At 47.5% G+C, this 14,300-nt stretch carries 10 protein-coding genes; 6 read left to right on the top strand and 4 right to left on the bottom strand.

Going from position 1 to position 14,300, the window contains the following annotated elements; all coding sequences use genetic code 11:
- Positions 1–67: 67 nt before the first annotated feature.
- From NG795_RS04025 to NG795_RS04015, 3 genes are all read left to right on the top strand, one after another.
- Positions 68–781: a sugar transferase gene (locus NG795_RS04025; protein WP_367287380.1), complete on the top strand. Its 714-nt coding sequence runs from the start codon at positions 68–70 to the stop codon at positions 779–781.
- Between the two features lie 109 nt (positions 782–890).
- The gene (gene pgsA / locus NG795_RS04020) at positions 891–1,418 is read left to right on the top strand and encodes a CDP-diacylglycerol--glycerol-3-phosphate 3-phosphatidyltransferase (protein WP_367287379.1); all 528 of its coding nucleotides are present in this window, start codon (positions 891–893) and stop codon (positions 1,416–1,418) included.
- 770 nt (positions 1,419–2,188) lie between these two features.
- Positions 2,189–2,710, top strand: a complete 522-nt coding sequence (locus NG795_RS04015; protein WP_367287378.1) for a DUF4168 domain-containing protein — start codon at positions 2,189–2,191, stop codon at positions 2,708–2,710.
- A 337-nt stretch (positions 2,711–3,047) separates the two neighbouring features.
- On the opposite strand, the gene NG795_RS04010 is transcribed toward NG795_RS04015, so the two are convergent.
- A complete protein-coding gene (locus NG795_RS04010; RefSeq protein ID WP_367287377.1) occupies positions 3,048–3,980 on the bottom strand; it encodes an NAD-dependent epimerase/dehydratase family protein in 933 nt (310 codons plus the stop codon).
- A gap of 74 nt (positions 3,981–4,054) precedes the next feature.
- Complete coding sequence (surE, locus tag NG795_RS04005) at positions 4,055–4,735, bottom strand: 5'/3'-nucleotidase SurE (RefSeq protein ID WP_367287592.1); 681 nt, start codon at positions 4,733–4,735, stop codon at positions 4,055–4,057.
- 408 nt (positions 4,736–5,143) lie between these two features.
- On the opposite strand from surE, the gene NG795_RS04000 reads away from it, so the two are divergent.
- Positions 5,144–6,652 carry a HEAT repeat domain-containing protein gene (locus tag NG795_RS04000; protein ID WP_367287376.1) on the top strand — a complete coding sequence of 503 codons (1,509 nt, stop codon included), beginning with the start codon at positions 5,144–5,146 and terminating at the stop codon, positions 6,650–6,652.
- Positions 6,653–6,868: 216 nt separating this feature from the next.
- Here NG795_RS04000 and NG795_RS03995 read toward each other — a convergent pair whose 3' ends face one another.
- Both NG795_RS03995 and NG795_RS03990 read right to left on the bottom strand, forming a co-directional pair.
- Positions 6,869–7,477, bottom strand: a complete 609-nt coding sequence (locus tag NG795_RS03995) for a peptidoglycan-binding domain-containing protein (RefSeq protein WP_367287375.1) — start codon at positions 7,475–7,477, stop codon at positions 6,869–6,871.
- Positions 7,478–7,804: 327 nt separating this feature from the next.
- Positions 7,805–8,491, bottom strand: coding sequence for a TetR/AcrR family transcriptional regulator (locus tag NG795_RS03990; RefSeq protein WP_367287374.1), 687 nt, complete (start codon positions 8,489–8,491; stop codon positions 7,805–7,807).
- Positions 8,492–8,969: 478 nt separating this feature from the next.
- Here NG795_RS03990 and NG795_RS03985 point away from each other — a divergent pair, with 478 nt between their 5' ends.
- Together NG795_RS03985 and NG795_RS03980 are read left to right on the top strand one after the other, a co-directional pair.
- A complete protein-coding gene (locus NG795_RS03985; protein WP_367287373.1) occupies positions 8,970–10,928 on the top strand; it encodes an HlyD family efflux transporter periplasmic adaptor subunit in 1,959 nt (652 codons plus the stop codon).
- Between the two features lie 112 nt (positions 10,929–11,040).
- Positions 11,041–14,262, top strand: a complete 3,222-nt coding sequence (locus tag NG795_RS03980; protein WP_367287372.1) for an efflux RND transporter permease subunit — start codon at positions 11,041–11,043, stop codon at positions 14,260–14,262.
- Positions 14,263–14,300 lie beyond the last annotated feature (38 nt).

Here is a 14,300-nt window from a genome sequence, read left to right as displayed (position 1 = left end):
TCCCCAAAATTGAGTAGAGTCAGTTCAAGAATCAGGATACCCACCGCAAACCCAACGGGAGAAGATCGTGTTAACTGCTCATAAAATTGATATATCTATTCCCTTTAAATTTAATCCAGCCACTAGCGCCACTATTGAAGCGACTTATTCTGATCCAACAATTCGGCAAGAATGTCATCCTTCCCTTGACAGTAAAACAAAGCGGCTTATTGATATTGTTGGAGCATTAGTCGGGTTAGCAATCACCTCCGTCATTGCTATTCCCCTCGTAATCGCCATGCAGTTGGACAACCCAGGACCTTTACTCTATAGCCAAATTCGCTGTGGCTACAAGGGTCGATACTTCCGGATGTGGAAATTCCGCTCGATGGTCGTTAATGCGGAACATCTTCAGCATCTGGTCAAAAACGAAGTCAAAGGACATCTATTTAAAAACGAAAATGATCCTCGCATCACCCGAGTAGGCCGGTTTCTACGTCGCACCAGTCTGGATGAACTGCCTCAATTTTGGAACGTTCTGCGCGGCGAAATGAGCTTAGTGGGCACTCGTCCACCCACTCCCGGGGAAGTGAAAGACTACCAACCCCACCATTTAGACCGATTGAATGTTAAACCGGGTCTAACGGGAGAATGGCAGACTCATGGACGCTCTAGTATTAAAGATTTTGAACAAGTGATTCACCTGGATTTGGAGTATCAGCGCAAGTGGTCGATTCTTTATGACCTCCTCCTAATTGTGAAAACGTTCCAGGTTATTTTTAACCAAAGAGGAGCCTGCTAAGAGCAGATTCTGGGGATAGAGCAAAACATTCAGAGCAAAATTATGTTAACCTAGGGCCAATCCTTCGGTCGGCCCTAGGTTTTTTTTATTCTGTTCTGGTGAGCTATTTATGACGCTCTCAACTTGGATTACCTTCTCCCGTTTATTGGGGGTGCCTTTTCTACTGTATTTCCTGTCAGACCCCACGCCGAGGTTGCGATGGATCTCCGTGGTGATTTTTTTGGTGGCAGCAGGAACGGATTGGTTAGATGGCTATTTAGCTAGAAAACTGGATCAAGTGACGGAGTTGGGGAAGTTTCTCGATCCGTTAGTCGATAAGTTATTGGTTATGGCACCCTTGATGTCCCTGGTGCAACTGGGACAGTTGCCTGCTTGGGGGGTATTTTTGATTTTATTTAGGGAATTGGCGATCGCCGGATGGCGCATCAATCCCGCTTTAACGGGGAATGCGGCGATCGCCGGTGCCAATTTGTGGGGGAAGTTAAAAACCGTCAGTCAAATCCTGGCGATCGCTCTGTTAATCGCGCCTCTGCCTGGGGAATGGACTGCGATCGCCTTAGTTGCCTTCTGGATTTCCGTGGCCCTAACCTGGATTTCTGGTGTGATTTACCTCTGGCCTCAATCGAGTGAGTCTTAATCCTTAATCAAGGTTTAATTCAGGTGAATTTTATTCCTATAGATATAGATCCCGCGAGTCAAAATGGAACAAGGTCTGCCATAATTCCATCAATCTGTTCAACTCTGTTCAACTAAGTCCAGGGCGATCGAGACCTGCTCCATCGGATAGGGAAACGATCTATCGATAGAGGGATTAGCTTTATTTTGATCATCGCTAAACTAGGGAATAAATTCAGACCCGCCAGCGGTAGTTCGATATTTTATTCTCATCGAATCACCCAAATCTCGGGCAATGCCACCTTAAAACAAACCTTCAAAGTTGCTCCCCCCCAGGGGATGCTATCTAGGATAGGCAGGGGACTGTGCTTTTGGAGGTATGCTCTGTCATCCATTTCTAAACCCGTGAGGATAGACTTGACAGTTTCCCAAAATAAAGTTTAACCTATACTGGTTGAGCGAGTTAAAAAGGCAACCTATTTAATCTGGTATCTTGTGTTGTTTGGGTATTCCATTCGCTTCTTTGAGGGTAAGCTCGTTTGCGTGATTCCCCACGTCTGGGAACTTGACCCCATTAAGCTCCTCATGCCCTGCAAGCCCCTATTTCCGCTTGTACTACAGCAGCAGATATTTACAATCTGTGAGTAATCCTGTTTTTTAGGGCTGTCCTAAGTTTGCCACACCCAGTAGTTGAGACCCCACTCAACACCACAACCTGTGACAGGTCTAGCTTTGTCAAGCGTGAACAACCCTGACACAGTACCATCAAGAGTGATAATGGAGAAATTTGAAATGTTAAAACGAGTTTTAACTGCGAGTTCCATAGTGGTATTACTGCTGATTGGAATGCTCCCACCCGCTTACGCACAAACCCCGGAAAACTCGCCACAGACTCCGATGGAAACTTTAGATTCCTCTCAAATTAATGATGAAGAACTTGATAAGTTTTCCCGGGCTATCTTCCAACTGTTGACCATTGAGCAACAGTTTCAAGAAAGAATAGTACAAACCATCGAAGGTCAAGGGTTTAGCCAAGAACGGTTTGCAGAAATTTATCAAGCTACCGTTCAAGGACAAGGTAATCCTGCCGCTCAATCAGAACTCAATATTTCTCCAGAAGAACAGCAAAAATTTGCTCAAATCATGGAAGAAGGTAAGCAAATTCAAGAGGAGTCTCAGGCGAGACAAGAGCAAGCGATCGCCAGTCTTGGACTCAATATGGAACGCCTGAATGAAATCGGGAGTGCCATTCAAAAAAATCCCGAACTTCAACAAGAAGTCAGAACCCGCTTAGAACAACTCATGGAACAATAAAATGCTCCGCATATATTACTGAGTTACGATTAATAATTCGGTAATAGAGGTGTAATAAATACACCTCTATTTTTTTATTTATTCCCCGTTCGTAGTAACGACTTCAGTCGTTCGCTGCGGTGTTCGTAGTAACGACTTCAGTCGTTATCTCCAGTAGTCACAACCGGCATTGCTAAAAGATCCTTTAAATTCCCGTCGGTTTATCTTGATACTCCGAACCCGGAAACGACAGCAAGTCGTTACTACGAACTTAAGAAAGAAACGACAGCAAGTCGTTACTAGGAACTTAAGAAAGAAACGACAGCAAGTCGTTACTACGAACATCATAAACTCGGCATTAACTTAGGGTATTGATAATTTCATCATCTACCGAAAAGTCTATTTCTGCTTTGTCTGCACCGTTGGCTAAGTAATCATTTTGAAAAGAATCTTTTAACCCGGAAACTAGGTCAAATTGGGGTTGCCAATTCAGGTCTTGCATGGCTTTACTGACATCTGCAAAGAAGTGTTGTACCCGCATCGGAAAGGCTTTGCGTTTGCCAAAATCAAATTGTTTGGGGTCGTAATGAATCAGCTTTACCTCGGATTTTCCGGCTGCTTCTGCACAGGCGCGGGCTAATCCGTCAAAGGTGACATATCGATCGCCGGAAATATTATAAATCTGCCCGATCGCCGTTTCATTACCCAGGACTGCTGCCATTGCATTGGCTAAATCGTAACAGTGACCGAGTTGGGTAATGTGAAACCCATTTCCGGGAATGGCGATGGGGCGATCGCGGACGATCCGGTCAAAAAACCACCCTTCTAAGGGATTATAATTCTGAGGCCCATAAATATAGGTCGGACGAATAGACGTAAACGGTAATCCCTGCTGGGAAAGATAGGTTTCCGTATCGTTTTTGCCTTTATGCCGACTCTTCGGGTCAACGGCATCCCCTTCTCGATGGGGCATTTGGTCGGACTTGAGATAGACCCCTGCCGAACTCATATATACAAAATGTTTAACTTTGCCGTTAAACAAATCAGCCAGGGGTTTGGTATCGCTGAGTTCCCGTCCGTTATTGTCGAAAATGGCATCAAATTGTTCGGAGGCGAGTTTCTCTTTGAGTTGAGATTCATCGGTGCGATCGCCGTGAATTTGCTCGACTCCCTCCACTGGGGCGGGTTTATTCCCGCGATTGAAAAGAACAACGGAATGTCCTTGTTCAACTAAAATTTTAGTGAGATAAACCCCGATAAACCGGGTACCACCCATCATTAATATCCGCATGATTGTTACTCTTTTTTGTTGTCAAGGCTTATTGTACCGTAGAAAGAGACTGCCCTTTTTTGTTTGCAGTCGTCCTACAATCCCAAAAGGGTAACGGCGATATTCCCGGAAAAGCAGACATCGACATCGGTACCGGGGGTGCGATCGCGCAAGCCGTAAACCCCTTCATAATAGTAATACTCGTCTTCGATGCGATATTTAACCGGCAGAGGTTGAGTCGAGGGTTGACAAAATACAATCTGCGGTTCCGGTTCGTCGGGTTCAAGAAAGGGGAGATTCACGTTCCAAAAGGTGCCGGGTTCAAGAGGGCGATCAAATAATTCCTGCAAGACGGCGATCGCCAATTGGGTGGTTCGTTCCCACTCCACCAGGCGTCCGCCTTTGCGATATTGAGAAATGGCGACGGCGGGAATGCCGTGGATGGCAGCTTCTCGGACTGCGGCAACGGTTCCGGAGAGGTAAACATCGATGCCGAGATTCCCGCCATTGTTGATCCCCGAGAGGACCCAAGCGGCATCGGGACAGAGACAAGAGAGGGCGATGCGAGTACAATCGGCAGGGGTTCCACCGATCGCATATTCCCTGGCGGACCGGCGATCAACGTGAATGGGGCGATCGGTAATCACCTGATGACCACATCCCGATAATCCCTCTCGGGGTGCCACCATCACGGTTTTGCGATCGCCCACGGCATTCAGAAGGGCTTGAATACCAGGGGCTTCTATTCCATCATCGTTGGTTAAAATCAGGGTCATTAATTTTGTCCTCGGGTTCGTTTCATCTGGGGCGATCGCCATCAACTTTCCAGGATACCTGCAATTGCCACCAACGGCTTTCACGCTCAAGTTTAGGGTTACAGTCTTTTTCTGTTTATCCCGAAAAGTCCGTCGCGTTTAGGTTAGAAGTCTGGTTTTTTCACAAACGAATCCCCAATTAGCAACCATTCTCGTACCCAAATCCTGTAGCTTGCCCGATTATTTAATAGATACCCAAATGCCCTCGGCTGAAAACTTTGGGTTCAATTAGCCAATTTTGTGTTCTATTTAGCGGCGGTTAGATGCGAAAAAGGGATAGACTTAATAAGCTAACTTTAATCACTTTTTTTGAAGTCTTCTATTACTCTTTTCCATTCACTCCAGGCCCCACCATCAGTGTTGACCAATATGCCATCTGCTCAAACTCTCCTAAGCCAGCTTCCGTATTTGAGTGATGAAACTCTAAAACGCGACTATCTCAACCGCTTACAATGGACTGATTCCATTGCGAAGATGCTGGCAAAGGTGGCCGATCGCACGGAAGCCATTCGGATGGTGAAATTAGGCTTTGAACTGGATTTACAACTGGGGACAAAACTAGCGGGTTCGGTTAAAACACCGTTTCAGGAAGAAGGATTAGAATTGCTTGATCGCCAGGTATTGCCACCTAAGTTGAAGATTCGACTGTTTGGAATCAGTGGTTCTAATTCTGCAATTCCCTATTTAGAACAAGCTTTAAATGAGCCGGATTATCGGCTTAGGGAAAATGCAGTAGAAGCGTTAGGGGCGATCGCCTCATTAGCCGTGGTATTTCCGCTGATTCAAGGACTGAATGATAAAATGCCCAGCATTCGCCAAAAATCCGCAGAAATTTTGGGTAATTTGGGGTATAGTACAGGAATTGATGCGCTGATTTTAGCCTTAGAAGACTCGGATCGCACCGTACCTTTAAGTGCAGCAGAAGCCCTGGGAAAAATTGCCACGCCGGTAGCGATTACTGCGCTTAAAAGAGTGTTTTCTAATCAAGATTATTCGCCCACTTGGTGGAGTGTGGCGATCGCCTTGGGGAAACTGGGCGATCGGCCAGCCCTTGATACCATTTTGGCTGCATTAAATCATTCGGCCACCAATATCCGGATTGCGGCAGCGGATGCCTTAGGAGAAATTGGCAATGCAGAAACCATTGTAGCATTGCTGAATACCTTAGGCGATTCTCACGAATTTGTTCGCACTCGCGCCGCCTATGGATTAGCTAAAATTGCTCAGAATTCAGTGGTTGATCAACTGATTTCGGCGTTAAATCATCCCCAGTATTTAGTCCGAGAAAGTGCGGCGATCGCCCTAGGGGAAATTGGCACGACTGCGGCGGAAAATGCCCTCACTGCCGCCTTAACAGACCCGAATGAATGGGTGAAACTCCGCGCTCAGCAAGGGTTAGATCGCATCCATGCCGCGATGATCGCGCCCCTGGGTGGGAATGACCAAAACTCAGCGATCGAGCTATTTAAACCCCTAGATGAAATCCTCGAAAATCTGTCAGATAGTTCGAGCTTTGTTCGGCAAAAAGCCGCTCAAATATTAGGCCAAATAGGGTCGGATCGGGCCGTAGAATCTTTGCTAAATGTCGCTTTAACTGATAATACTTATTCCGTGCGAAAAACGGCAATAGAAGCATTAGGAAATCTAGGGAATTCTGTAGCAGTCGAAGCCTTACTCTATACCTTGAAGGAAGGAAATAGTTTAGTGCGTCAACAGGTCGCGGAAGTGTTAGCCCAGGTAGGAGAAGGAGAAATTGTACCGCTGTTGTGGGAGGATTTATTCACCACGGGAGATTTATATTTATTGGATGCGATCGCCTCTATTCAAGAACGCTGTGGGTATTACAGTCCCTCCAGTTTTCAAGACCCTTCCACTTAAAATCAGGCTGACTTTTATCCGTGAGAAATTTGGCGCACAGAGGCGTGCGCCATACCCGAAGGCGTAACTCCTGTCAGGAATTGGGAACGGATTTAGGGAACTCCCAAAAATAAAACCGCCAAAACGTTCAACGTCCCCCCTTTAGGGGTTTCTTTAAACATGACTCCTCAAAGAGTCACTACGAACATCTGGATGATTATATTTTTTGCAATCCCCTTATAAGCCAGTATAGTTGCGGAGGGCTGTGTGAGTTTTTAACCCCACAACACCATCGGCTTCTAAACCGTAGTCTTTTTGAAACTGTTTAATAGCTGCTTCAGTTTCTTCATTAAAAACACCATCCATTTTCTGGTAATCGAAGTATTTTAATGAGCTTAACTGCCGTTGTACTCTTAAAACCGTTCCGCCAGTAGTGCCGATTCGGACTGTTGGCTGAGTGGTTGGTTCTGGAGTTTGGGGATAGTCTTTTTCCAGGGCAGCTTTCGTTTGGGGACCAACAATTCCATCGGGAGTTAATCCGTTTTTGGCTTGAAACTCCATGACGGCGTGTTTGGTAAAGTCGCCATAGTAACCGGATTTTTCAGGGGTAAAATAGCCCAGTTCCTGCAAACGATATTGCAGTTGGGTAATTTCTGAACCGGCATCTCCAGGACGAATCAGCGCCACTGCGGGAGAACCCATTGCCAGGAAGGAGGTGACGGCACCCAGGGCAAGTGCTCCGATCCGGTTTCCCCAGCCTTTCTTAGGCCAGTTTACCTGGATTGAGGGGATTTCTAAGGGTTCATTATAGGCTTCAGCAAGATGGATGTATGCAAGAGACTCCATTGCGTTAACTCCTCGGGTAGATCTACACAAGATTTTAATCGCGATCGCCCCCTTTTGGGATCCCCTGAGTTGAAAATTTTTCTTAAGGAAACGGGGATTGCGTGAATGGGGCGGATGGGGTCCATGTTCGTAGTAACGACTTCAGTCGTTACCGCGTGACTTGGCGTCACGCCAAGTCACGCGCTCCTTTGGAGGCGATCGCTCCAGTCCCAAAACAGGTGCTTAATCCCAGAATGGTAAGTGTCATGGCGTCTGCCATGACACAAGAGCAACGACTGAAGTCGTTACTACAAACATCTCCCTCATCCTCCCTATCTCCCCCATTTCTTAACTTAAATAAGGCTGCAAATAGGCCAATAATAGTTTTTTAATTTCCTGAGTGACTCGGTGCTGAAATGGGTCATCTCGGGTCAGAGAGAGTCTCCGCAAATTGCGGACTGCTTCTACAACAACCAAGGCGATGAGTTCGCCAGTGGAGGCATCAAGATGGGGCGCTTTTAATCGATAAAACTCTGCTAATTTACCGGCAAATTGAGCGCACAAATCCGAATCCATTTCTTGGACTTCTGGGCAAGCGGCGCGGGATTTGAAAAAAACGGCTCGATAGCCAGGATGTGCACTGATTAATTCATCAAATGCGTTCATTACTCGTTCAATATAAACCTCTAGGGGTAAGGTTGCCATTTCGGGGGAATGTAACTGGAAAAACATTTCATGCATTTGATCTAAATAGCGGGTGGCGAGTGCTTTGAGAATAGATTCTTTATCGGGAAAAAAACGATAAAGGGAGCCAATGGAGGTCCCAGCGCGGGCGGCGATCGCATTGGTGGTGGCCCCTTCATATCCGACTTCGGCAAACAAGTCTTCTGCCGCATCTAGGATCTGATTCACGCGCTTAATCGCCCGCATCTGCTGCGGTTGACGCCTCATCCCTTCTACTTTTGAGAATTCTTCTTCCATTTTTCCCCCAGAGCGTTGACAAACATGAGCAGTTACTCGTATTATTATAAACATGAGCATGAACTCGCGTCTTCATCGGCATCGCCCACCTGTGGCAGGAAACCCTACCCCAGAGTGGAAGTTGACCCGCTTGCGATCGCGCAGTAAGTGACCCAGGAATGAGAGTCGGCATCTGTCTAGGTACAGGCTTTCCCAAACCTGAGTAATTTTTGCGATTGCCATTTAAAGAACAAACGCCTGAATTGCCCACGCATATAAAAATTAACCGGATTGAGTTTACCTCATATCTCGATAAATCGGACTCCACTTTACCCAGTCTTATAAAATTTCCGAAAGCGGCGAGTCATCCTCAACCCAGGGAATCCCGACTATTATCCAGAAATTTCTCAAGGCATTAGCTCCGCTAGAGGCCAAATATTAATCCTAATTGAGTTAAAGTCAGCGTCAAAAATTGAAATTAACACCCCCACAAATTGCCTATTTTTCAAGAATAGGCTGAACGCAAATCCACCCATTTAATGGAGAGCCAAGGATGATTGATCGCTTAGAAAATATGGAGGGGCTAAACTTGTCGCTCCCCGTTGCCCAGTCCGGAGCAATTGCCCAACCGAACGGACCCGATGCCGGAGGGAAAACTCGCCAAAAATCGGACCAATCCAGACGAAAATTACCTTTATCTTGGCTTAAAAAAAGTTTAGGATTCATGATGTTGTTCGCGGCGATCGCAGGGCTTGGGACCGTGGGAGCCATGCGGTTGAATACTCAAGCCGAAGCCGAGGAAGCCACCCCGACGGAGGTACAACCAGCGGGATTGCCGGTGCGGGTGGTTCCGGCGCAGTCGGCCCCCATTCAAGCCTGGGTTTTTAGTGATGGGTTTGCCTCTGCGGTGCGAAGTAAGCACCTCACTTTTGAAGTGCCGGGAACGATTACTTATATTAAAAAAATAGAAGGGCGAGATTTGCGAGAAGGCGATCGCGTGCGGGAAGGGGAATTACTCGCCAAAGTAGACGATCGCAAACTCACTGCCGATATCACCCAAGCTCAAGCGGGAACCGCCGAAGCCCAAACCCAGCGCAGTGTTGCCCTGGCTAACCTGGACCAAGCTAGAGCCAATCTCCAACAGGCAAAAGCCGGAGTGGAACAAAACCAAGCCTTGTTAGAACAGTCCCGCTCTAAAGTAGAACAAGCGCGGGCGAATCTGGCTCAAATCCAATCGCGAGTCCAACAAGCCCAAGTGGGGGTACAACAAGCCGAAGCCAAAGTGGAACAAGCCCAAGCCAACGTCTCCCAAGCTCAAGCGCGACAGGGACAAACCCTCGCTAATTTAGCCCGTTCCCAGGCCAATCTTCAAAAAGCCCAAGCCGATCGCGACCTCGCCATTAAAGAACAAGAGCGGCGTCTAACATTATATCAAGAAGGGGTCATTTCTCAAAGTGATTTGGATGTTTATACCAATCGACGCCAAAATGCCGAATCGGGGTTAAATGCGGTCCAAAATGAAGTGAAAGCCGCCGAGCAAGAAATCCAAGCCGCCAACAGTCAAATTATCGCCGCTCAAAAAGAAGTTGAAGCCGCCAAAAGCCAAGTGAGCGCTGCACTCCAGGATGTAGAAGTGGCGAAAAGCCAAGTCACTGCCGGGGAACAAGAAATTGCTGTCGCACAAAGTCAAGTCACCGTGGCTCACAGTCAAATCAGCGCCGCCGAAAGCCAAGTTAAGGCAGTAGCCGGACAAGTTCAGTCCGCACAAGCCCAAATTTATGCAGCAGATGCGGGGATTGCCTCGGCGCAGACTCAGGTCACTCGGGCCGATGTCAACTTAGAAGATAGTGCGATTTATGCCCCCTTTGACGGCGTTTTGGCCTATTTGAATATCACCGAAGGAGATTATTGGTCACCTCAGCGGGTCCAACCGAGTGGGGAATATCAGAACATTGTGGAACGGGTGCCGATGATTGTCATTGATCCGGGAGAATTTGAGGTCAATGTAGAACTCCCGGCTTTTGAAGGGGACCGAGTGAGACCGGGACAACGGGTTTATATTGTTTTAGATGAAGATATGAGCGCGGCATCTGCCGGACAAATGACCAGCGATGAACTGACGAAACTGGCGAGAGCAGCCGGACAGGTGTTTTCGGTTAGTCCTTCAGTGACACCGGGAGGGCGAGCGATGTCTGTCACGATGCGAATTAAGCAAGGAAGTGAGAATCTCCGGCATGGGTCGCGAGTGTCGGCCTGGATTGCGGTGGAGGAAAATCCCAATGCTACTACTGCACCGTTTGAGGCGTTTGTATTTCGCGATCGCCAACCTCATGTTTTTGTCGCCAACCCGGAAACGGGACGAGTGGAACAACGCAAAATTACCCTCGGCATTGAAGGAATTTCTCACCGGGAAATTGTTGAAGGGGTGAGTCCGGGAGAGTTACTGGTAACTGAGGGGAGTAATCGGTTGGTGGATGGTGCTCCGGTGGAGATTGTGGAGGTTTTGGATTGATGGAGATTCTCACGTTTGGGTTTCGGAACCCCACCCTAACCCTCCCCTTACCAAGGGGAGGGGACTGGAAGGATTGAAATGACAGACTAGCTCTTTAAGTATAATAAATGTCATGACAGAAACTATTTTACCACCGCAACTGCCTCAAGATGATGACTCACAACGATTTGAGATTCCTGATGTTCAGAAGGCATCTCCGGTGACTAAATTCTTCTTTTTAAAGCCGGTTTTTGGGATTTTGCTGTGTTTCCTGCTGTTGATTGGGGGGGTGATTGGTGCTGCTTCGATGGTGAAAGAAGGGGATCCGGATATTAATGTAGCGATCGCCAGTATTGAAACAATATGGCCCGGTGCAGACCCTGAAACCATTGAAAATCAGATTACGGACAAAATTGAAACAAAGCTTAAATCCCTGAAGGGGTTAAAAGAAATTAGTAGTGCTTCTTATGACGGGCGATCGCGAATTGTGGTGGAATTTCGCGCAGAAGCCCCCGTCAATGAGTCGATCGCCTTGCTGCGCGCTCAAGTCGATGAAGCAAAACCGGAACTTCCCCGAGATGCGGAACAGCCGAAAGTCGAACAAATCTCCGTCCAAGATACTCCCGTTCTCACTATTGGCTTATTTGGGAATCTCGATATGGCGGTCCTGAGTCATGCAGGGGAAGATATCAAAGATATTTTAGAAAAAGTCCCCAACGTGCGAAAGGTGGAACTCGGAGGAGAACGCAAAGAAGTCATTCATGTGCAGTTAATCCCCTCACGCCTGACCACTCTGGGGATTTCTCCTACCCAAGTCAGCAGTGCGATCCAACAAGGTAACATTGATATGCCTTGGGAACAGGTAGAGAGCGATCGCATAGGTACTCAAGTGCGTTTATATGGCCGATTTCGCTCCGTGGAAGACCTCCAGGATTTGCCCGTCGCGCGCTTAGGCGGGTCCGATGGTCGGGTGGTTCGTCTCAAAGAAATTGCCGAAGTGCGGCGAGATTTAGAACGGGAAAAAAATCGCGCCTTTCTCAGTTGGAATGGCAGCGAATTTGAACCCGTGATTAACGTTGATGTGGTCAAAGTTCCTGGGTCCGATACCATTAAGGTTGTGGAAGACTCCATTGCTGCCTTAGATTTAGCGCAACAAAACCCCAATCTCTGGCCTTATGGCTTAGAATACCGGGTCATCAACTCCGACGCGGAAACCATTAAAGAAGACTTACTGCGGCTCTTTAATAATTGCTGGCAAGGGATTCTTGTGGTGTTTGTTATCTTGTTTTTTGCCCTAAGTTGGCGGGAAGCGTTAATTGCAGGATTGTCAATTCCCCTGACCTTTATGGGTGCAGTCGCCATTCTTTGGATCGGCGGACAAACCCTGAATACAATGGTCACAATCGGCATGATTTTGGCCTTGGGATTGCTCGTTGATGTTTACATTCTGATGATGGAAGGATTGCATGAAGGGATTTTTGTGCGCGGACTCACCTTTAATCAAGCCGCCCTTTCTACCGTCAAAACCTACGCTTTAGCCGCATTTTCCGGCCAGTTGACGACCATTTTAGCAATGGCACCCTTAATGGCAATTAGCGGCACAATGGGTAAATTTATTCGATTCATTCCCATTAGTGCCATTACTTGCCTGGTTCTCAGCTATATTATCGCCTTACTCATTGATGTTCCCCTCTCAAGATTCTTACTGGGAAATATCAAAGGTAAAGGCAAAAAAACCTTTATTGATAAACTGAATGAAGCCACCGCCCAACGCTATGCGAAATGGAGCTTAAAAACCACGGTTCGGAACAAGAGAACCGCCAGTTTATGGGTGTTAGGCGCAGTCAGTTTATTTGTCTGTACTCTCATTTTAGTTGGAACGGTTCCCGGAACGCTCTTTCCCGACTCGGACAAGCTCAAAATGAGTATCAATGTGGAATTACCTCCGACTACAACCTTGGATACCTCGCAACAGGTGGCAGATGAAATCGGAGAAGTGTTGCGGGAGAAAGACTACCTTACCAACATGATTAAATTTGTGGGACAGCGGAGTAATTTGGTGACGGAAAGTGGCATGAAACCCAACCAAGGTAACTATTTAGTCGGGTTTTCAGCCATGTTCACCCCCAAAACCGATCGCGAACTTTATTCCTTTGAATACGATCGCCAACTGCGCCAGGAATTAGACCAACTCATCCGCAAATATCCCGGGGCCTCCCTCGTTGTTAATACCGAAAGTACCGGGGAAGGAGGAGACCCGATCGCCATTCAAATTCAAGGACGGGATATGACCGAATTACGCCGGATTTCTGGGGAAGTGCAACTGGCACTGCGCCAGATTGGCGGGACTACTGATGTGCGAGACGACCTGGGGGCCTTGCGTCCAGATATCAAGTTTCGACCCCGACGGGAAGCTATGAATTTTTATGGCTTAAATCCCGATGATTTGGCGCAGCAAGGCCGCTATACCATGACCGATAACGAAATTGGTAGTTTTCCCATTGGTGGGGGTGAGGAAGACCTAGAAATCAGGCTGAGTACGGCTTGGCCGTCGCGAGGCGGTGCAGTCGGTGGTCCGACGCGCCAGGACGAACTTCAGACCATTCGTTTATTTGCAGGCGATCGCACCTTGTCTGCCGCTCAAGTGCTAGAATCGGAATTCGGGGAAGCGCCGTTATCCATTGTCCACCAAGATACTCAGCGCACAGTCACGGTTTTGGCGAAGACAGACAACCGGACTGTGGGAGAAATTTTAGGGGATTTTCAGCCTAAAATTGATGAAATGCGCCGTCAATGGCCTCAAGGATATGACTATGAGTTCGCAGGAGAAGCACAGACTCAGAGTGAGACCTTTGGTTCCGCGCAACAAATGGCCGGAGTCGCGATTTTCCTAGTGTTTGCGGTGTTGGTGATTCAGTTTGGATCATTTACCCAACCGTTTATTATTATGCTGACGATTCCCTTTGGGTTAATTGGCACTTTTGGCGGGTTTTTCCTAGCTTGGATTCCGATTTCGTTTCCGGCGGTGATTGGGATTATTTCTTTAGTGGGAATTGTGGTGAATAATGCGATCGTCATGGTGGAAACCATGAATACCTATCGCGATCGCGGTATGACGATTCAAATGGCAGCCGTTCAAGGTGCTGCCGATCGCCTCCGTCCCGTATTATCCACCAGTTTAACCACCATTGGCGGCGTTGTTCCCTTGGCATTTAGTGACCCGGTGTGGTTTCCCCTTTGTGCGGCGATCGGGTTTGGATTAACCGCTTCTACGGCGATCGCCTTATTGGTGGTTCCGGCGTTATATTTACTCCTCACTCCAAAACCCTCGGTGGCAGCAGAACAATTGGAATAAAGGTGTAAAAATGAGTCCTGATCTGGATAAAATGCAAC

It is taken from the genome of Laspinema palackyanum D2c, from assembly GCF_025370875.1.
In the GTDB taxonomy this organism is placed as follows: domain Bacteria; phylum Cyanobacteriota; class Cyanobacteriia; order Cyanobacteriales; family Laspinemataceae; genus Laspinema; species Laspinema palackyanum.
The sequence above is the reverse complement of the archived record's forward strand: the minus strand, read 5'-3'. Positions and strand labels throughout refer to the sequence as shown.

Coding starts and splice junctions, on each gene's coding strand:
- pgsA (WP_367287379.1), top strand. CDS start 891: ATGACGCTCTCAACTTGGATTACCTTCTCCCGTTTATTGGGGGTGCCT.
- NG795_RS04015 (WP_367287378.1), top strand. CDS start 2,189: ATGTTAAAACGAGTTTTAACTGCGAGTTCCATAGTGGTATTACTGCTG.
- NG795_RS04010 (WP_367287377.1), bottom strand. CDS start 3,980: ATGCGGATATTAATGATGGGTGGTACCCGGTTTATCGGGGTTTATCTC.
- surE (WP_367287592.1), bottom strand. CDS start 4,735: ATGACCCTGATTTTAACCAACGATGATGGAATAGAAGCCCCTGGTATT.
- NG795_RS04000 (WP_367287376.1), top strand. CDS start 5,144: ATGCCATCTGCTCAAACTCTCCTAAGCCAGCTTCCGTATTTGAGTGAT.
- NG795_RS03995 (WP_367287375.1), bottom strand. CDS start 7,477: ATGGAGTCTCTTGCATACATCCATCTTGCTGAAGCCTATAATGAACCC.
- NG795_RS03990 (WP_367287374.1), bottom strand. CDS start 8,491: ATGTTTATAATAATACGAGTAACTGCTCATGTTTGTCAACGCTCTGGG.
- NG795_RS03985 (WP_367287373.1), top strand. CDS start 8,970: ATGATTGATCGCTTAGAAAATATGGAGGGGCTAAACTTGTCGCTCCCC.
- NG795_RS03980 (WP_367287372.1), top strand. CDS start 11,041: ATGACAGAAACTATTTTACCACCGCAACTGCCTCAAGATGATGACTCA.